General features: G+C 37.6%; 21 protein-coding genes, 2 rRNA genes and 2 other annotated features (1 of these 25 only partly in view). All 23 genes read left to right on the top strand.

Going from position 1 to position 19598, the window contains the following annotated elements; all coding sequences use genetic code 11:
- Positions 1–110: ribosomal RNA gene (locus AC1DIT_RS07530) — 23S ribosomal RNA — on the top strand; the annotation flags it as partial.
- Between the two features lie 50 nt (positions 111–160).
- A 5S ribosomal RNA gene (rrf, locus tag AC1DIT_RS07525) occupies positions 161–276 on the top strand.
- A gap of 229 nt (positions 277–505) precedes the next feature.
- Positions 506–967 carry a transcriptional regulator CtsR gene (ctsR, locus tag AC1DIT_RS07520; RefSeq protein WP_016116930.1) on the top strand — a complete coding sequence of 154 codons (462 nt, stop codon included), beginning with the start codon at positions 506–508 and terminating at the stop codon, positions 965–967.
- A 148-nt stretch (positions 968–1115) separates the two neighbouring features.
- Positions 1116–1667: a UvrB/UvrC motif-containing protein gene (locus AC1DIT_RS07515; protein ID WP_016116931.1), complete on the top strand. Its 552-nt coding sequence runs from the start codon at positions 1116–1118 to the stop codon at positions 1665–1667.
- 4 nt (positions 1668–1671) lie between these two features.
- Entirely contained in the window at positions 1672–2736 is a 1065-nt protein-coding gene (locus tag AC1DIT_RS07510) for a protein arginine kinase (protein ID WP_016116932.1), read from the top strand.
- 22 nt (positions 2737–2758) lie between these two features.
- The gene (gene clpC / locus AC1DIT_RS07505; RefSeq protein WP_016116933.1) at positions 2759–5194 is read left to right on the top strand and encodes an ATP-dependent protease ATP-binding subunit ClpC; all 2436 of its coding nucleotides are present in this window, start codon (positions 2759–2761) and stop codon (positions 5192–5194) included.
- A gap of 94 nt (positions 5195–5288) precedes the next feature.
- Complete coding sequence (gene radA / locus AC1DIT_RS07500; protein WP_476998120.1) at positions 5289–6665, top strand: DNA repair protein RadA; 1377 nt, start codon at positions 5289–5291, stop codon at positions 6663–6665.
- Positions 6666–6668: 3 nt separating this feature from the next.
- Positions 6669–7742, top strand: coding sequence for a DNA integrity scanning diadenylate cyclase DisA (disA, locus tag AC1DIT_RS07495; RefSeq protein WP_476998119.1), 1074 nt, complete (start codon positions 6669–6671; stop codon positions 7740–7742).
- A gap of 160 nt (positions 7743–7902) precedes the next feature.
- Positions 7903–9021, top strand: coding sequence for a PIN/TRAM domain-containing protein (locus AC1DIT_RS07490; RefSeq protein WP_016116936.1), 1119 nt, complete (start codon positions 7903–7905; stop codon positions 9019–9021).
- A 16-nt stretch (positions 9022–9037) separates the two neighbouring features.
- Positions 9038–9718, top strand: a complete 681-nt coding sequence (ispD, locus tag AC1DIT_RS07485) for a 2-C-methyl-D-erythritol 4-phosphate cytidylyltransferase (RefSeq protein ID WP_016116937.1) — start codon at positions 9038–9040, stop codon at positions 9716–9718.
- A gap of 109 nt (positions 9719–9827) precedes the next feature.
- Complete coding sequence (gene ispF / locus AC1DIT_RS07480) at positions 9828–10304, top strand: 2-C-methyl-D-erythritol 2,4-cyclodiphosphate synthase (protein ID WP_003205484.1); 477 nt, start codon at positions 9828–9830, stop codon at positions 10302–10304.
- A gap of 89 nt (positions 10305–10393) precedes the next feature.
- A complete protein-coding gene (gltX, locus tag AC1DIT_RS07475; RefSeq protein ID WP_016116938.1) occupies positions 10394–11851 on the top strand; it encodes a glutamate--tRNA ligase in 1458 nt (485 codons plus the stop codon).
- Positions 11852–11899: 48 nt separating this feature from the next.
- Positions 11900–12146 (top strand) — a binding site (T-box leader).
- 298 nt (positions 12147–12444) lie between these two features.
- Positions 12445–13110 (top strand): serine O-acetyltransferase, encoded by a 666-nt coding sequence (cysE, locus tag AC1DIT_RS07470; protein ID WP_003194315.1) that lies wholly within the window; start codon positions 12445–12447, stop codon positions 13108–13110.
- Positions 13091–14488, top strand: a complete 1398-nt coding sequence (cysS, locus tag AC1DIT_RS07465) for a cysteine--tRNA ligase (RefSeq protein WP_016116940.1) — start codon at positions 13091–13093, stop codon at positions 14486–14488. Before cysE ends, cysS begins: the two co-directional genes overlap by 20 nt.
- A 2-nt stretch (positions 14489–14490) precedes the next feature.
- Positions 14491–14898, top strand: coding sequence for a Mini-ribonuclease 3 (locus AC1DIT_RS07460; protein ID WP_016116941.1), 408 nt, complete (start codon positions 14491–14493; stop codon positions 14896–14898).
- Positions 14895–15638 carry a 23S rRNA (guanosine(2251)-2'-O)-methyltransferase RlmB gene (gene rlmB, locus AC1DIT_RS07455; protein ID WP_003194319.1) on the top strand — a complete coding sequence of 248 codons (744 nt, stop codon included), beginning with the start codon at positions 14895–14897 and terminating at the stop codon, positions 15636–15638. Before AC1DIT_RS07460 ends, rlmB begins: the two co-directional genes overlap by 4 nt.
- 2 nt (positions 15639–15640) lie before the next feature.
- Complete coding sequence (locus tag AC1DIT_RS07450; RefSeq protein ID WP_016116942.1) at positions 15641–16153, top strand: NYN domain-containing protein; 513 nt, start codon at positions 15641–15643, stop codon at positions 16151–16153.
- A gap of 67 nt (positions 16154–16220) precedes the next feature.
- Positions 16221–16880 carry an RNA polymerase factor sigma-70 gene (locus AC1DIT_RS07445; protein WP_016116943.1) on the top strand — a complete coding sequence of 220 codons (660 nt, stop codon included), beginning with the start codon at positions 16221–16223 and terminating at the stop codon, positions 16878–16880.
- Between the two features lie 130 nt (positions 16881–17010).
- Complete coding sequence (rpmG, locus tag AC1DIT_RS07440; RefSeq protein ID WP_002055487.1) at positions 17011–17157, top strand: 50S ribosomal protein L33; 147 nt, start codon at positions 17011–17013, stop codon at positions 17155–17157.
- 32 nt (positions 17158–17189) lie between these two features.
- Positions 17190–17369 (top strand): preprotein translocase subunit SecE, encoded by a 180-nt coding sequence (gene secE, locus AC1DIT_RS07435; protein ID WP_003194325.1) that lies wholly within the window; start codon positions 17190–17192, stop codon positions 17367–17369.
- 131 nt (positions 17370–17500) lie between these two features.
- Positions 17501–18034 carry a transcription termination/antitermination protein NusG gene (gene nusG / locus AC1DIT_RS07430; RefSeq protein WP_000415795.1) on the top strand — a complete coding sequence of 178 codons (534 nt, stop codon included), beginning with the start codon at positions 17501–17503 and terminating at the stop codon, positions 18032–18034.
- Between the two features lie 166 nt (positions 18035–18200).
- Positions 18201–18626, top strand: a complete 426-nt coding sequence (gene rplK, locus AC1DIT_RS07425; RefSeq protein ID WP_001085872.1) for a 50S ribosomal protein L11 — start codon at positions 18201–18203, stop codon at positions 18624–18626.
- A gap of 181 nt (positions 18627–18807) precedes the next feature.
- On the top strand, positions 18808–19500 hold the full coding sequence (gene rplA, locus AC1DIT_RS07420; RefSeq protein ID WP_016116944.1) for a 50S ribosomal protein L1: 693 nt from the start codon (positions 18808–18810) through the stop codon (positions 19498–19500).
- 49 nt (positions 19501–19549) lie between these two features.
- Positions 19550–19598, top strand: a sequence feature (ribosomal protein L10 leader region) (it continues 95 nt past the right edge of the window).

Raw genomic sequence — 19598 nt, 5'->3', positions numbered from 1 at the left:
ATAGCGTAAGCTAGTAAGATCCCTGAAAGATGATCAGGTTGATAGGTTCGAGGTGGAAGCATGGTGACATGTGGAGCTGACGAATACTAATAGATCGAGGACTTAACCATATAATATGAAGCAAATGTTATCTAGTTTTGAAGGAATATRCCTTCAATAGTTTGGTGATGATGGCAGAGAGGTCACACCCGTTCCCATACCGAACACGGAAGTTAAGCTCTCTAGCGCCGATGGTAGTTGGGACCTTGTCCCTGTGAGAGTAGGACGTCGCCAAGCAATTAAAGCACGAGTCAATTGACTCGTGCTTTTTTGTATATTTTTTTATTTGGTATTAATATGTACAAATAAAAATGAGAAGTTAATTCTGTTGTATAAAATATAAACGTAGTGATTAAAGAAAAGAAATTTTGGCTAGGATAGTGAGGAAGCAAAAGAGTTGCAAATTTCTTTAATACGTATATAATTAAAGTCAAAGATAGTCAAAGTCAATAAAGGTGGCGGATAAATGAGAAATATATCTGATATCATTGAGCAATATCTAAAGCAAGTTATTGACTTAAGCAATAATAATGTGATTGAGATTAAGAGAAATGAGATTGCGGATCGATTTGATTGTGTTCCGTCTCAAATTAATTATGTAATCAATACTCGCTTTACGTTGGAAAGAGGATTTGTAGTTGAAAGTAAACGAGGCGGGGGAGGTTACATTCGCATTATCAAGGTCAAATTGCATGATGATATAGACATTATTGATCAAATGCTTCATATGATCGAGCATAGTATTGCGCAAGGGAATGCGGAAAGTATCATTATACGATTAGTGGAAGAAGATATTGTGACCAATCGGGAAGCAAAACTTATGCTGAGCGTATTAGATCGATCTGTATTATTAATGGATTTACCTTCTAGAGATGAACTTAGGGCTCGAATATTATGCGCAATGTTAAGGACACTGAAATATAAATAAATACAGCTTTTGTTAAGAAATGTTTTTAGCGGTAATTCATTTTATAGTGGAACTTTTTACAGACAAGATTAAGTGAACAAAATAATCTAGTGGTGTATAAAAAGTATCATGAGGTAGATCGTTCCTATTGTAAAGGTGGGGATATAAGATGATTTGTCAAAATTGTAATATAAGACCAGCAGCATTACATTATACAAAAGTAATAAACGGACAAAAGACGGAAGTTCATCTTTGTGAGCAATGTGCAGAGCAAAATGGCTATACGTCTTTCTTTCAATCACCACAATCTAGTTTTTCCTTCCATGACTTACTAGCTGGATTGCTACATGGAGAACCATCAATGTTTGAAAACCAAGAGGATAGTTTTTCAGATGAAAGAGTATTACGATGTCCAACTTGTAATATGACATATAAACAATTTGCAAAAGTAGGTCGCTTTGGATGTGCTTCTTGTTATGAGACATTTAAGGAACAACAACTAAAGCCAATGTTGAAGCGGCTTCATGGTGGTCATACACATCATTGTGGAAAAATTCCCGAGCGTATGGGAGGAAATATTCATCTAAAGAAAGAATTAGATGAACTAAAATTAAAATTAAAGCAATGTGTACAGAAAGAAGAATTTGAAAAAGCAGCTCAAACGCGTGATCAAATCCGAAGTATTGAAAATCAGCTTAGTGAGCATAGAGAGGGGGAATAGTTCTATGTCACTGGATCGTATTATGAACGAAGCAATTAGTCCGTGGATGAGGGGAGATGGCCCCGATTCTGATATTGTTTTAAGTAGTCGTATTCGTTTGGCTCGTAATTTAAAAGATTATCATTTCCCTATTATGCAAACTGATGAAGAAGCTAAGCAGATTACTAATTTATTTCAAAAGAAGTTTGTAAATCAGAAAGTGAAATCCCTCGGGAATTTTGAACTATTAAAAATGAATGAACTAAAACCGCTTCAGCGAAGGGTTTTAGTAGAAAAACATTTAATTAGTCCTAATCTTGCTGGAACGGAATTTGGTGCTTGTCTACTATCAGAAAGTGAACATATAAGTGTGATGCTTAATGAAGAAGATCATGTGCGAATTCAATGTTTGTTCTCAGGGCTGCAATTATCAGAAGCACTGCAAAGCGCAAACAAAATGGATACATGGATTGAAAAAGCAGTTGAATATGCTTTTGATGAATCGCTTGGCTATATTACCAGTTGCCCCACAAATGTTGGTACGGGGTTACGGGCTTCTGTGATGATGCATTTACCAGCACTTGTTTTGACGAAACGGATAAATCGTATTATACAAGCAATTCAACAATTAGGTTTAGTCGTAAGAGGAATATACGGTGAAGGTAGCGAAGCCTTAGGTAATATATTTCAAGTTTCTAATCAAATGACATTAGGAAAATCAGAAGAAGATATTATAGCAGATTTAGAGAGTGTTGTTCATCAGCTTATACAACAAGAGAGAGTAGCTCGAGAACTAATTATGAAAAATTCAAGTATTGAACTTGAAGACCGAGTATATCGTTCTTACGGTGTACTGGCTAATAGTCGATTAATTCAATCGGCAGAAGCTGCTACTTGTCTGTCAGATATGCGGTTAGGTATTGATCTTGATTATATAAAAAATATATCAAGAAATATTTTAACAGAGTTAATGGTACTAACTCAGCCGGGAATTTTACAGCAATACGCGGGAGGTCCTTTAAGCCCAGAAGAAAGGGATTATCGAAGGGCGACATTAATCCGTGAAAGACTACGAATTGAACAAAATTGAGCGCAAGTAGGAGGCGATTTCTATGATGTTTGGAAGATTTACAGAAAGAGCACAGAAAGTATTAGCTTTATCTCAAGAAGAAGCAATTCGCATTGGGCATAATAATATTGGTACAGAACATATTTTACTTGGGCTTGTACGTGAAGGGGAAGGAATTGCAGCTAAAGCGTTAATTGCTCTTGGGCTAAGTCCAGAGAAGGTACAAAAAGAGGTAGAGGCATTAATTGGTCGTGGAACAGAGATGTCTCAAACTGTTCATTATACACCGCGTGCCAAAAAAGTAATTGAGTTATCAATGGATGAGGCACGTAAGCTTGGTCATTCTTATGTTGGAACGGAACATATTTTACTAGGGTTGATCCGTGAAGGTGAAGGTGTTGCAGCGCGTGTTTTAAATAACTTAGGCGTAAGTTTAAACAAAGCAAGACAACAAGTATTGCAGCTCCTTGGAAGCAATGAAGCTACATCAGGCCATCAAGGTGGTGCATCAGCAAATGCAAATACACCAACGCTTGATAGTTTAGCGCGAGATTTGACAGTTGTTGCACGTGAAGGACGCTTAGATCCTGTTATTGGCCGTAGTAAAGAGATTCAACGTGTTATTGAAGTATTGAGCCGTAGAACTAAGAATAACCCGGTATTAATTGGAGAACCTGGGGTAGGTAAAACAGCAATTGCTGAAGGTCTAGCACAGCAAATTGTAAATAATGAAGTTCCAGAAACATTACGCGATAAGCGTGTTATGACGTTAGATATGGGTACAGTTGTTGCTGGCACGAAATACCGTGGTGAGTTTGAGGATCGTTTAAAGAAAGTGATGGATGAAATTCGCCAAGCTGGTAATATCATTCTATTTATTGATGAACTTCATACATTAATTGGTGCAGGTGGTGCAGAAGGTGCAATTGACGCATCCAATATTTTGAAACCATCATTAGCACGTGGTGAATTGCAATGTATTGGGGCGACAACATTAGATGAGTATCGTAAATACATTGAAAAAGATGCAGCACTAGAAAGACGTTTCCAACCAATTCATGTTGACGAGCCAAGCTTAGAAGAATCGGTTCAAATTTTAAGAGGGTTACGCGATCGTTACGAGGCACATCACCGCGTTTCCATTACAGATGATGCAATTGAAGCAGCTGTAAAACTTTCGGATCGTTATATTACAGATCGTTTCTTACCTGATAAAGCAATTGACTTAATCGATGAAGCAGCTTCAAAAGTACGCTTACGTTCTTATACAACACCACCAAATTTAAAAGAACTTGAAGTGAAACTTGAAGAAATTCGAAAAGAAAAGGATGCAGCCGTACAGAGCCAAGAATTTGAAAAGGCAGCTTCTTTACGAGATATGGAACAACGTTTACGTGAAAAATTAGAGGATACAAAACGTCAGTGGAAAGAGCAGCAAGGAAAAGAAAATTCAGAAGTAACAGTAGAAGACATTGCAAATGTTGTTTCTACGTGGACGCGTATTCCGGTTTCTAAACTTGCACAAACAGAAACAAATAAATTATTGAATCTAGAATCCATTTTACATGACCGTTTAATTGGCCAAGATGAAGCTGTTGTCGCAGTAGCGAAAGCAGTGCGCCGCGCAAGAGCGGGTTTAAAAGATCCGAAACGCCCAATTGGTTCATTTATTTTCTTAGGACCGACTGGTGTAGGTAAAACGGAGCTTGCGCGTGCATTAGCAGAATCTATGTTTGGTGATGAAGATGCAATGATTCGTATTGATATGTCTGAGTATATGGAGAAACATTCTACTTCTCGCTTAGTGGGGTCTCCGCCAGGATATGTGGGATATGAAGAAGGCGGCCAATTAACAGAAAAAGTTCGTCGCAAACCATATTCTGTCGTGCTGCTAGATGAAGTAGAGAAGGCACATCCAGATGTATTTAACATTTTACTGCAAGTGCTAGAAGATGGGCGTTTAACAGACTCTAAAGGGCGTACAGTTGATTTCCGAAATACAATTGTTATTATGACATCTAACGTTGGTGCCGAAGCATTAAAACGTAATAAACATCTCGGTTTTAACGTACAAGATGAGAGCCGTGATTATTCAGATATGAAGGGTAAAGTAATGGATGAATTGAAAAAAGCATTTCGTCCAGAGTTCTTAAACCGTATTGATGAAATCATTGTTTTCCATATGCTTGAGAAAAAACATATTCAAGAAATTGTAACGCTTATGGTTAATCAATTAGTAAATCGGTTAAAAGAACAAGAGATTGAATTAGAGTTAACAAGTGCAGCAATTGAAGCGATTGCTGATAAAGGATTCGATCGTGAGTATGGTGCTCGTCCACTTCGTCGAGCAATCCAAAAACATGTGGAAGATCGATTATCAGAAGAACTTCTAAAAGGAGAAATTGAGAAAGGTCAAAAAGTTGTCTTTGACGCCGAAGGGGAATCATTTGTCATTCGCAGTGTAGAAAAGGTAAAATAAGTATAGACAAACAAGGAGGGCTAAATAATAGCCCTCTTTCTTGTACGAGAAGGATGTATGTTTATAGATGAAAGTGAAGTGAAGTAAAAACAAGATGGCTAAAAAGAAAACGAGATTTATATGTCAAGAATGTGGTTATCAGTCACCAAAATATATGGGTAAGTGCCCCGGATGTGGGCAATGGAATACGCTTGTCGAAGAGATGGAACAAGTTGTATCATCGCGTCGCATCAACTATGCAAATGCGATTCAAACGGAAGTAACAAAGCCAAGGCGTCTTACAGAAGTAGAAACAAAGTCAGAGGCACGGATTGAAACAAAATTTCAAGAATTTAATCGTGTACTCGGTGGAGGAATTGTTGACGRTTCCCTCGTACTTATTGGAGGAGATCCTGGAATTGGAAAATCAACCTTACTACTACAAATATCATCGCAATTAGCAGATTCTTCGTATGATGTATTGTATATATCTGGTGAAGAATCAGCAAAACAAATTAAACTTCGTGCAAATCGTCTACATGTAAATGGAAGCAACTTATTTGTTGTTTCGGAAACAGATTTACAGCGAATTGCGGCACATATTGATGAAATGAACCCTTCCTTTGTTGTCATTGATTCCATTCAAACTATTTATTTGCCAGAAGTAACTTCAGCACCAGGTAGTGTTTCACAAGTACGTGAATGTACAGCGGAACTGATGAAACTTGCAAAAACGAAAGGAATTCCAATTTTTATCGTAGGACATGTAACGAAAGAAGGGGCAATTGCAGGACCGCGTATGTTAGAACATATGGTGGATGCGGTTCTTTATTTTGAAGGAGACCGTCATCATACATATCGTATTTTGCGAGCGGTTAAAAATCGCTTTGGTTCTACAAATGAGATGGGTATTTTTGAAATGAAGGAACTCGGTCTTGCGGAAGTATTAAATCCTTCTGAAATTTTTCTAGAAGAAAGGCCTGTTGGAGTTGCTGGCTCTACAGTTGTTGCTTCTATGGAAGGGACAAGGCCTGTTTTAGTAGAAATACAAGCATTAATTTCTCCTACTAGTTTTGGAAATCCACGAAGAATGGCTACAGGGATTGATCATAATCGTGTATCGCTTATTATGGCAGTGCTAGAAAAAAGAGCAGGTTTATTATTGCAAAACCAAGATGCGTATTTAAAGGTTGCTGGAGGATTGAGATTGGATGAACCAGCAATTGATTTGGCGGTGGCTTTAAGTATTGCATCGAGTTTTCGAGATAAGTCAACTGCCCCAACCGATGCGGTAATAGGAGAAGTTGGGTTAACTGGAGAAGTAAGAAGGGTATCGAGAATTGAACAACGGGTACAAGAAGCGGCTAAATTAGGATTTCAGCGTGCCATCATCCCGCAAAAAAATTTAGGGGGTTGGACAATTCCTGATGGGATTGAAGTAGTTGGTGTTTCTAATTTAGGAGAAGCGCTTCGTTTGACATTAGGAGGCTAGGCTATGGAAGAAAACAAGCAACGTGTCAAAAGTATGATTAATATTTTGCAGCTTGTTGCACCAGGGACACCTTTGCGAGAAGGCATAGATAATGTACTTCGTGCGCAAACAGGTGGCTTAATTGTCCTTGGGTATAATGATCAAATTAAAAGCATTGTTGATGGAGGATTTCACATTAATTGTGCATTCTCTCCCGCTAGTTTATACGAATTAGCAAAAATGGATGGGGCTCTTATTTTAAATGAGACGGGAAGTAAAATTTTAATTGCAAATGCACAGTTAGTTCCCGAGGCATCTATTGATTCCATTGAAACAGGAATGCGTCATCGCACAGCAGAACGTGTAGCGAAGCAAACAGGAAGTCTTGTTGTTGCTATTTCACAAAGACGTAACGTAATTACGCTATATCAGGGAAGTTTACGTTATACACTAAAAGACATAGGCGTTATTTTAACAAAGGCAAATCAGGCTATTCAAACTTTAGAAAAATATAAAGCAGTATGGAATGATGGTATTACGAACTTGGGTATTCTAGAATTTGAGGAAGTTGTTACGATGTCTGAAGTGGTCCACGTCCTACATAGTGTCGAGATGGTACTCCGTATTAAGAATGAAATCCTAAGTTATATTCATGAATTAGGAACAGAAGGTAGACTTATTCGTTTACAGCTTACTGAGCTGTTGGCTGATTTGGAAGCAGAGGCAGCATTATTAATTAAAGACTACTATCAAGAAAAGACGCAGGATCACTATCAAATTTTAAAAAAATTACAGGAACTTGCAAATGCACAGCTTTTAGAAGATAGTGATTTAGTGAAATTGCTTGGTTACCCAGGGCAAATGAGTTTAGAGGAAAGTGTTACACCGAGAGGATATAGGATTACAAGTAAAATTTCTCGGGTACCACCTCTTATTATTGAAAATTTAATCAATCGATTTAAAACATTGCAAGGTGTCTGTCGTGCAAGTATTAATGARTTRGATGATGTRGAAGGAATTGGAGAAGTTCGGGCGAAAAAAATACGAGAAGGTTTAAAACGAATYCAAGAGCATYTMTATATGAGTAGACACAATTAAGAATATTACATTGATTTCATAATATAACGACACTATCACATTTTTGGTATATGATATGATATATTGGTAAATAAACCAATTTATAAAAAGACACGTCCGCTTTTGCATTCGGCGTTTTGATTAGCAAAACAATGGTTAATAATGAGTAGGAGGTGGTTGGATGTTAAAACGGATCGTACAGCTCTTTGTTTTAGTAATCGGAGGAGCGTTAGGGATTTATTTAATCCCGAAATTTATTAATGTATTGGACATGGGTGCAATCCCGTTACTGGAGGGCTCATATGTTCGTGCAATTATTGGTGCAATTATTTTATTTTTAACAACATTTTGGCTTGTAGATTATATTGTTCAGCTTATTAAACATATTGAGGAAGCTCTTGTAAAGGCGCCTGTAACAGATGTTTTATTTGGCACGCTAGGATTAATCTCAGGTCTTATTGTTGCGTATTTAATTTTGATACCAATTCGTGAATTTACAATTCCAGTCATTAGTACTGTATTGCAAATCTTCTTTACACTTCTACTTGGTTACTTAGGATTCCAGGTAGGATTTAAAAAGAGAAATGAATTGTTAGGATTATTTACACTACCACAACGCGGTGGCAAGAAGAAAAATAACAATAGTGATAATGAAGAGGCTGAAACGGAAACAGGAGTAGAGGAATCTTCTTCGCATTGGAAAATTCTTGATACTAGTGTAATTATTGATGGACGTATTGCTGATATTTGTCAAACGAAATTCCTAGAAGGAACGATTGTCATTCCTCAGTTTGTATTAGAGGAGTTGCAACATATTGCGGATTCTTCGGATGCATTAAAGCGTAATCGAGGACGTAGAGGATTAGATATTTTAAACCGTATTCAAAAAGAGATGCCAATTCCAGTAGAGATTTATGAAGGCGATTTCGAAGATATTCAAGAAGTAGACAGCAAGCTTGTGAAATTAGCGAAAGTAACTGGTGGTACTGTTGTCACAAATGATTTCAACTTAAATAAAGTTTCTGAACTACAAGGAGTAACAGTTCTAAACATTAATGATTTAGCAAATGCAATTAAGCCAGTTGTACTTCCCGGTGAAGAACTAAGCGTTTATGTTGTCAAAGATGGAAAAGAGCAAAATCAAGGTGTTGCTTATTTAGATGATGGTACGATGATTGTAGTAGAAGATGGTCGACAATATGTTGGTTCACAACTTGATGTACTCGTTACGAGTGTACTACAAACATCTGCTGGTCGCATGATTTTTGCAAAGCGAAAATTACTAGAAAAAGCATTATAAGTAGAGGGTTATTAGCATGTATACATTAATTATTCCGGCCGCGGGCCAAGGAAAGCGAATGGGTGCTGGTAAAAATAAATTATTTTTGCTTATTAATGAAGTGCCTATTATTGTGCATACATTACGTGTTTTTGAAAAAGATGAAGCATGTAAAAATATTATTATGGCAATTAATGAAGAAGAACGTTCCTATTTTGAAGGGTTAATACAGAGATATCCGATTCAAAAGAGTGTGCAGTTTATCCAAGGTGGGGCTGAAAGACAAGATAGTGTATATAATGCACTTCAATATGTGAAGCAAACTGAGTATGTTCTCGTACATGATGGAGCACGTCCGTTTGTAACGAATAAAATGACCCGTGATGTATTGATTGCAGCGAAGCAGAAAGGTGCTTCGATTTGTGCGGTACCTGTAAAGGATACGGTAAAACGGGTAGAACAAAATACAGTTGTTGAAACAGTTGAACGTTCTCAGTTGAGAGCCGTACAAACACCTCAAGGGTTTTCTGTTCCACTTTTACTAGAAGCGCATCAAAGTGCAAAGCAGGGATGTTTCCTTGGTACAGATGATGCAAGTCTTGTAGAACGTATTGGTAAGGAAGTGGGCGTAGTAGAGGGTAGTTATTACAATATTAAAGTGACAACGCCAGAAGATTTATTAATTGCTGAAAGTTTCTTGCGTGTTCAGAAGGGGTAGTAGAAAGAATATAAAGAAAAGCCCGGTTACTGCCGGGCTTTTCTTTATAGGTGCATAGATATAATATAGAATCATAACGTTCAGTAGTTTAGCTTGAGGAGGATGTAAAATGTTTCGAATTGGACAAGGTTTTGATGTACACGAATTTGCAGAAGGTAGACCGTTAATTATCGGTGGAATTACGATTCCGCATGAAAAAGGTTTGTTAGGTCACTCAGATGCAGATGTACTTTTACATACAATTGCTGATGCATGTTTAGGAGCAATTGCTGCAGGTGACATCGGAAAACATTTTCCAGATACAGATCCTGCCTTTAAGGATGCAGATTCAGCGGTGTTATTGCAAAAAGTTTGGGAGTTTGTGCGTGAACAAGGGTATGAGTTAGGTAATTTAGATTGTACAATTATTGCGCAGAAGCCGAAAATGGCACCACATATTGAAAATATGCGTAAGCGTATTAGTGAGTTATTAGAAACTTCTATAGGCAATATTAATGTGAAGGCAACAACAACTGAAAAATTAGGATTTACAGGAAGAGAAGAAGGGATTGCTTCTCAAGCAGTTGTATTATTACAGAAAAAATAGTTGTTTTTGATTCGTAAGATGGATAATCAGATTTTTTTGGTGTACAATTATAGAATGTGTTGACATTAAGAATGGAAGGTGTACCAATTATGGAAAAGCAAGTGAGAGTACGCTATGCGCCGAGTCCAACAGGACACTTACATATCGGAAATGCGCGTACGGCATTATTTAATTATTTATTTGCTCGTCATCAAGATGGCAAGTTTATTATTCGTATTGAAGATACTGATGTRAAACGCAATGTTGCTGGTGGGGAAGAAAGCCAATTAAAATACTTGAAATGGCTCGGTATGGACTGGGATGAAGGTGTTGATGTTGGTGGTGAATATGGACCATATCGTCAAACAGAACGTTTAGATATTTATAAAAAGTTATATGAAGATTTACTAGAACGTGGTTTAGCTTATAAATGTTACATGACAGAAGAGGAATTAGAAGCAGAGCGTGAAGGACAAATTGCTCGTGGTGAAACACCTCGTTATGCAGGTAATCACCGTGATTTAACAGAAGAACAAATCAAGCAATTTGAAGCAGAAGGCCGCATTCCAAGTATTCGTTTCCGTGTACTAGCTGACCGCGACTACACGTTTAAGGATATCGTAAAAGATGAAGTTGCTTTCCACTCAAATGACTTTGGTGATTTCGTTATTGTGAAAAAAGATGGTATTCCAACTTATAATTTTGCAGTAGCGGTAGATGATCATTTAATGGAAATCACACATGTTCTTCGTGGCGATGACCATATCTCTAACACACCGAAACAAATGATGATTTATGAAGCATTTGGATGGGATATCCCACAATTCGGTCATATGACATTAATCGTAAATGAGAGCCGTAAAAAATTAAGTAAACGTGATGAATCTATTATTCAATTTATTGAACAATATCAAGCGCTTGGATATCTTCCAGAAGCGATTTTTAACTTTATCGCATTACTTGGTTGGTCACCAGTAGGGGAGGAAGAAATCTTCTCTAAAGATGAGTTTATTGAAATGTTTGATGCGGCACGTTTATCAAAATCACCTGCATTATTCGATTCTCAAAAACTAAAATGGATGAACAATCAATATATGAAAAAGCAAGACCTAGATGCTGTTGTTGCATTAAGTTTACCGCATTTAGTGAAAGCTGGTCGTGTAAGTGAAAACTTAAGCGAACAAGAACAGGTTTGGGTTCGTGATGTAATTGCTTTATACCATGAACAAATGAGCTTTGGAGCTGAAATTGTAGAGCTTTCTGAAATGTTCTTCAAAGATCATGTAGACTATGAAGAAGAAGGACAAGAAGTATTAAAAGGTGAACAAGTACCTGAAGTACTTCGTGCATTTGCAGCGGGATTAGAAGCTTTAGATGAACTAGAACCAGCAGCAATTAAGAAGGCAATTAAAGCTGTTCAAAAAGAAACAGGTCATAAAGGTAAAAATTTATTTATGCCAATTCGTGTTGCAACTACGGGTCAAACACATGGCCCAGAACTTCCAAACGCAATTGCACTTCTTGGAAAAGAAAAAGTTTTAAATCGTATTCGTAAAGTAATTGGTTAACATTTGACGAATTTAGAAATATAATAAGAATACTTAAAAACCTAATAAGGGAAAGCGACGAGAAGGAGAAGTAGAAAATCAGGCTTTTTACAGAGAGAACCACCTTTTGGCTGGAAGTGGTTTATAAGTGGATTTTTGAAATGCCCCTTCGAGTCTTCTGCTGAACAACGAAGAGTTTCGGGACGTCATAAGGACGCAAAGTAAGCAGAAGCGGTATAAACCGTTATCATGGATGAGTTTGAGGCTTTATTTAAGCCTAAACAGAGTGGAACCGCGCTTATAAGGCGCCTCTGTCAATATGACAGAGGCGTCTTTTTTTATACCATGTAAATAGGTATGGGTATAAGTTTTTGTACAGATGGATAAAAACTAGGTAACAAACAAGGAAGTTAGCGATAAAGTGAACCTCTAATCAGTGGGGGCTTCATTCCTCACTAATTATTAGCCTTCACCAATTGGGCCTTTACGGGTAATTCATCTCCAATCTAACTTCTTTTCTTTCACTGAATGATGAGGTGGAGGTAGTACTGTCCACCAATAGCGGGGGAATCAGTTCACTCGGAATAGTAGTCCATAAAGGGGAGGGGACATCGATGTTTAAGAGGCTTCGAGAAGATATTGAAGTCGTTTTTGAACAAGATCCAGCGGCGCGAAGTTATTTCGAAGTCATTTTAACTTACTCTGGATTACATGCAGTTTGGGCACACCGAATTGCACACGCCTTTTATAAACGAAATTTTTTCTTTATTGCGCGTTGGATTTCACAAGTTAGTCGTTTTTTTACTGGTATCGAGATTCATCCAGGAGCCACAATTGGTCGCCGCTTTTTTATTGACCATGGTATGGGAGTTGTTATTGGGGAGACATGTGAAATTGGAGACAATGTAACCATTTATCAAGGAGTTACATTAGGCGGTACAGGGAAAGAAAAAGGAAAAAGGCATCCAACAATTCAAGATAATGTACTTATTGCAACTGGTGCGAAAGTACTCGGATCCATTACGGTTGGAGAGAATTCTAAAATTGGTGCAGGGTCCGTTGTGTTGAAAGAAGTTCCTGCGCATTCGACAGTTGTAGGTATACCTGGTCGTGTCGTAATTCAGAATGGAGTCAAGGTAGGTCAGGAATTAAACCATTCGGATCTTCCGGATCCAATTTTCGATAAATTGAAAGTGATGGAAGCTGAACTTGAGAAATTAAAAAAGCAACTTGAAGTAAAAGTGGAAAGGAAGGATGAAAATGACTATTCACATTTATAATACGTTAACGCGTCAGAAAGAGGAGTTTGTTCCTTTAGAAGAAAATAAAGTGAAGATGTATGTATGCGGGCCGACAGTATACAACTATATTCATATTGGAAATGCAAGACCACCTATGGTATTTGATACAGTGCGTCGCTACTTAGAATATAAAGGGTATGATGTACAATATGTTTCTAATTTTACGGATGTAGATGATAAATTAATTAAAGCAGCAAATGAGCTAGGAGAGGACGTTCCAACAATTGCAGATCGCTTTGTTGAAGCGTATTTTGAAGATGTAACTGCATTAGGTTGCAAGCACGCTACAGTTCACCCTCGTGTAACAGAAAATATGGATATCATTATTGAGTTTATTGAGGAACTTGTGAAAAAAGGATATGCATATGAATCAGAAGGAGATGTTTATTACAAAACGAAAGAATTTGAAGGCTACGGCAAATTGTCTCATCAACCAATTGCAGATTTGCGTCATGGTGCACGTATTGAAGTTGGAGAAAAGAAACAAGATCCACTTGACTTTGTATTATGGAAAGCTGCGAAAGAAGGAGAGATCTTCTGGGAGAGCCCTTGGGGGAAAGGTCGTCCGGGATGGCATATTGAATGCTCTGCAATGGCACGGAAATATTTGGGGGATACAATCGATATTCACGCTGGTGGTCAAGATTTAGCGTTCCCGCATCATGAAAATGAGATTGCACAATCAGAAGCTTTGACTGGAAAAACATTTGCACGTTACTGGATGCATAATGGATATATTAATATTAACAATGAAAAAATGTCTAAATCATTAGGGAACTTCATTTTAGTTCACGATATTATTAAGCAATATAATCCGCAATTAATTCGTTTCTTTATGCTATCGGTTCACTATCGTCATCCAATTAACTTTAGTGAAGAATTATTACAGAATACGAATAATGGGTTAGAGCGTATTAAAACGGCATACGGTAATTTAAAACATCGCATGGAAAGTAGTACGGATTTAACGGATCATAACGAGAAGTGGTTAGCTGAAATGGAAAAATTCCAAGTTGCATTTGAAGCAGCGATGGATGATGATTTTAATACAGCAAACGCAGTAACAGAATTATATAACTTAGCAAACCATGTAAATCAATATTTACTAGAAGAACATACATCAAAAGCTGTGCTTGAGGCGTATGTAAAACAGTTTGAAACATTATTTGGCATCTTAGGATTAGAATTAACAAAAGAAGAATTACTTGATGAAGAGATTGAAGTGTTAATTCAAAAACGTATTGAAGCTCGTAAAAATCGTGATTTCGCATTATCAGATCAAATTCGCGATGATTTAAAAGAGCGCAATATTATTTTAGAAGATACAGCACAAGGTACAAGATGGAAAAGAGGATAAACATGATTGATGCAAAGCAATTGAACAGCTTAGCGTTAGCCTATATGGGTGATGCGGTATATGAACAATATATCCGCTATCACCTCCTTCAAAAAGGAACAGTTCGTCCCAATCAACTACATCGTTTAGGGACAAGCTTTGTTTCAGCAAAGGCGCAGGCGAAAGTTGTTTATCATTTTTTAGAGACAGCATTTCTAACAGAGGAAGAAGAAGCGGTACTAAGAAGAGGGCGTAATGCGAATTCTGGTACTGTTCCAAAAAATACGGATGTACAAACGTATCGCTATAGTACGGCCTTCGAGGCATTGCTCGGCTATCATTATTTATTGAACAATCGTGAACGATTAGAAGAGCTTGTATATAAAGCAATTGATGTATTAGAAGTAAAAGAAGGAGGCGCATCAACATGAGTAGTGAATACATTATCGGCCGTAACCCTGTAATTGAAGCGTTACGATCAGGGCGAGATATTAATAAGATTTGGATTGCAGAAGGTGCTGCCAAGGGACAAGTGCAAATTGTATTAGCGTTAGCGAAAGAGAATAAAATTATTTTACAGCATGCACCAAAGAAAAAATTAGATCAGCTTGTTGAAGGAAATCATCAAGGGGTGATTGCGCAAGTTGCGGCATATCAGTATGCGGAATTAGAAGATTTATTTGAGGTAGCTGCTAAGCGTAACGAAGATCCGTTCTTCTTAATTCTTGATGAAATTGAAGACCCACATAACCTAGGATCTATTATGCGTACAGCGGATGCAACCGGAGCGCATGGGATTATTATTCCAAAGCGCCGAGCAGTTGGGTTAACGGCATCGGTTGCAAAGGCTTCAACAGGGGCAATTGAATACATTCCCGTTGCTCGTGTGACAAATTTATCACGAACAATTGATGAGTTAAAAGAACGTGGTCTTTGGATTGCGGGCACAGATGCAAAAGGGAAAACAGATTATCGCAACTTAGATGGCAATATGCCGATTGGGTTAGTAATTGGTAGTGAAGGGAAAGGTATGAGCCGTATTATTGGTGAAAAGTGTGATTTCCTTATTCATTTACCGATGGTTGGTAAAGTTACATCCTTAAATGCTTCAGTAGCTGCTAGTCTGCTAATGTACGAGGTATATCGCAAACGTCACCAGATTGGTGAGTAAAAATGGACGATATTTTAATCGTTGACGGTTATAACATTATTGGGGCTTGGAGAGACTTGAAAAAATTGAGGGATGTAGACTTACAGTCATCAAGGGACGCGCTAATTGATAAGATGGCGGATTATCAGGGCTACACAGGAACAAGAGTCATGATTGTATTTGATGCTTATACAGTTCAAGGTATTGAGAAGAAGATGCAGCAATCGCGTGTTGAAGTTATTTTCACAAGGAGAAATCAAACTGCTGATGAAAAAATTGAACAGCTCGCGATTGAGCTTCGTAACATTAATACACAAATTTATGTTGCGACTTCCGATTATACAGAACAGTGGGTTATTTTTGCGCAAGGAGCACTTAGGAAATCAGCCCGTGAACTAGAGATAGAAGTACAGGCGATGGAACAACAAGTGCGCCATCAAACGCGAGAGGTAAAAGATAAACAACCAGCTATGCGAACGATATTTAGCAAGGATATTACAGAAAAGTTAGAAAAATTAAGGCGAGGAGAGCGTTGAACCATTGACGCTCTTCAAGCGCTTACTGTATAATATTTCTAAATAAATAGCGGTCGGAGGGATCAGAGTGGAAACAGGCTTCGTAAGTACCAACAACGTTACGTTTCGTGATTTAGAGGATGAGGCAATAGTTGAGTTAGTTCGAAAAGGTAATATTGATGCTCTTGAATATTTAATTCACAAGTACAAGAACTTTGTTCGCGCAAAATCAAGATCGTATTTTTTAGTAGGTGCCGATCGGGAAGATATTGTTCAAGAAGGTATGATTGGATTGTTTAAAGCTATTCGTGATTATAAAGGGGACAAGCTCTCTTCTTTTAAAGCATTTGCTGAATTATGTATTACTCGTCAAATTATTACTGCTATTAAGACAGCAACGAGACAAAAACATATTCCTTTAAATTCGTATGTTTCTTTAGACAAACCGATTTACGATGAGGAATCTGATCGTACGCTATTAGATGTTATTTCAGAAGCAAAGGTAACTGATCCTGAAGAGATGATTATTAGCCAGGAAGAATATACCGACATAGAACTAAAGATATCTGAATTATTAAGCGATTTAGAAAGGAAAGTCCTTTCTTTATATTTAGATGGTCGCTCTTATCAAGAAATCTCAGAACAGCTAAATAGACATGTAAAGTCTATTGATAATGCCCTGCAGCGTGTGAAAAGAAAACTTGAACGATATATGGAAATGAGAGAAAATACAACTTTAAACTCATAGTATATGTCGCAGGAGGTAAAGTGATTCTCCTGTTTTCTTTTTGTAAGGTAGTAAGCGGCATGTCATTGACATTGTCTTTTATTGTATGATACATTTTTAGGGACATAACGTTACAAGGTTGGTGTAACAAATGAGGAAAAAAGTTGTACTCTCATGTGAAGAGTGTAAGAATCGAAACTACTCCACAATGAAAGATACGAGCTCAGTAGAGCGACTTGAGATAAAGAAGTTTTGTAAAACATGCAATATGCATACAGTTCATAAGGAAACAAAATAAATAATCGAAACAATACACTGGAGGTCCCGTAAATGCGTTTGACGAACTTTTTCGGCGATGTAGGTCGCGAAATGAAAAAAGTAAGTTGGCCTAAGAAAGATGAATTACTCCGTTCAACAGCTACTGTTATTGCGACAGTTGTGTTTTTTGCAGTTTTCTTTGCAGTAGTTGACATGGGTATTTCTTCTTTAATTCGGTTAATTCTTGGTTAGTTCTTGAATAAGAAGCACTTATCCATGATATAATGTTATTTATACGAACTGTGTAAAAGCCCGATGAACGGGTTTTTTCATTTGCACAAAAAAATGTACGTCAGGGAGGGAAGGACGCTCGTCCTAAATGAATGGAAAAAAGTTGGTATGTTGTCCATACTTATTCTGGATATGAAAATAAAGTAAAAGCAAACCTAGAGAAACGTGTAGAATCAATGGGAATGCAAGATAAAATTTTCCGTGTTGTTGTTCCGGAAGAAGTAGAAGTAGAAATGAAAAACGGAAAAGAAAAATTAACAAAAAGAAAAGTATTCCCAGGTTATGTATTAGTTGAACTAATTATGACTGATGATTCTTGGTATGTTGTTCGTAATACACCAGGCGTAACAGGTTTTGTTGGATCTTCTGGGTCAGGTTCAAAACCATCTCCTTTATTAGAAGAGGAAGTTGTTACCATTATGAAGCATATGGGAATGGACAATGAAGTGGTTGATTTTGACTTTGAACTTCATGAAACAGTGCGTGTAAATGAAGGGCCATTCGCGAACTATACAGGCGCAATCGAAGAGATTGATATGGAAAAACAAAAAGTAAGAGTGCTTGTAGACATGTTTGGTCGTGAAACACCGGTCGAGCTGGATTTCCATCAAATTGAAAAATTATAAAATGAAACTTGAAATGAATTGTAAAAAGTGATAATATCTTTTAAGTCAGTACGTCTTCGGTAACGGAGACGTTTTTTGAAAAGATTTTATCGTACAGATAAAATAAAAGTGGGAGGGCAAATCACTGCCCAATTGACCACATCACGGACTTAAGGAGGTGTGTCTCGTGGCTAAAAAGGTAATTAAAATGGTAAAACTTCAAATTCCTGCAGGTAAAGCTAACCCAGCTCCACCAGTTGGTCCAGCATTAGGACAAGCGGGTGTTAACATCATGGGCTTCTGTAAAGAGTTCAACGCTCGTACAGCAGATCAAGCTGGTCTTATCATTCCTGTTGAAATTACGGTATTCGAAGACCGTTCATTCACTTTCATTACTAAAACTCCTCCTGCTGCTGTTCTTCTTAAGAAAGTAGCTGGTATCGAGTCTGGTTCTGGTGAACCAAACCGTAATAAAGTGGCAACTGTTAAGCGTGATAAAGTACGCGAAATCGCTGAAACAAAAATGCCTGACCTAAACGCTGCTAGTGTAGAAGCTGCAATGCGTATGGTTGAAGGTACTGCGCGCAGTATGGGTATCGTTATCGAAGACTAATTCGATTTGTTTTTTTGTAAAAAAGGTTGCGGGTCTGGAATTCCAATTCGCAACCTTTATTATCGTAAATGAGTATCGTTTTTAAATAAATGGATGGGCGCACATCCTCGGGGGTTCCCGGAATGAAGGCGTAAACGTGGGAGGTTATTCCGCTAAAACCACATTCAAGGAGGAAATAAACATGGCTAAAAGAGGTAAAAAGTACGTAGAAGCTGCGAAGCTTGTTGATCGTGCAACTGCTTACTCTGCAACAGAAGCAGTAGAATTAGTAAAGAAAACAAACACAGCTAAATTTGATGCAACTGTAGAAGCTGCATTCCGTTTAGGTGTTGATCCTAAGAAAGCTGACCAACAAATTCGTGGTGCAGTTGTTCTTCCACACGGTACTGGTAAAGTACAACGTGTATTAGTATTCGCTAAAGGCGAAAAAGCAAAAGAAGCTGAAGCTGCTGGCGCTGACTTCGTAGGCGATACTGATTACATCGGCAAAATCCAACAAGGTTGGTTCGGTTTCGATGTAGTAGTAGCAACTCCTGACATGATGGGTGAAGTTGGTAAACTTGGTCGCGTATTAGGACCTAAAGGTTTAATGCCAAACCCTAAAACTGGAACAGTTACTTTCGATGTAACAAAAGCTGTTAACGAAATCAAAGCTGGTAAAGTTGAATACCGCGTTGATAAAGCTGGTAACATCCATGTTCCAATCGGTAAAGTATCTTTCGAAGATGCTAAACTAGTAGAAAACTTCAAAACAATTGCTGATACGCTATTAAAAGCTAAACCAGCTGCTGCAAAAGGTACTTACATGAAGAATGCAACTGTTGCTTCTACAATGGGACCTGGCGTACGTGTAGACGTTTCTACAATCGCGTAAAAATTGGAAGTTGACTTCATAAAGAAGTTTTAATATAATCATTTATGTTGTGAATTTAAATAGTGTACCGTAGACAGTAGGTGCCAACTTGGCTTAAT

This window comes from Bacillus sp. 05T22, from assembly GCF_056396765.1.
The sequence above is the reverse complement of the archived record's forward strand: the minus strand, read 5'-3'. Positions and strand labels throughout refer to the sequence as shown.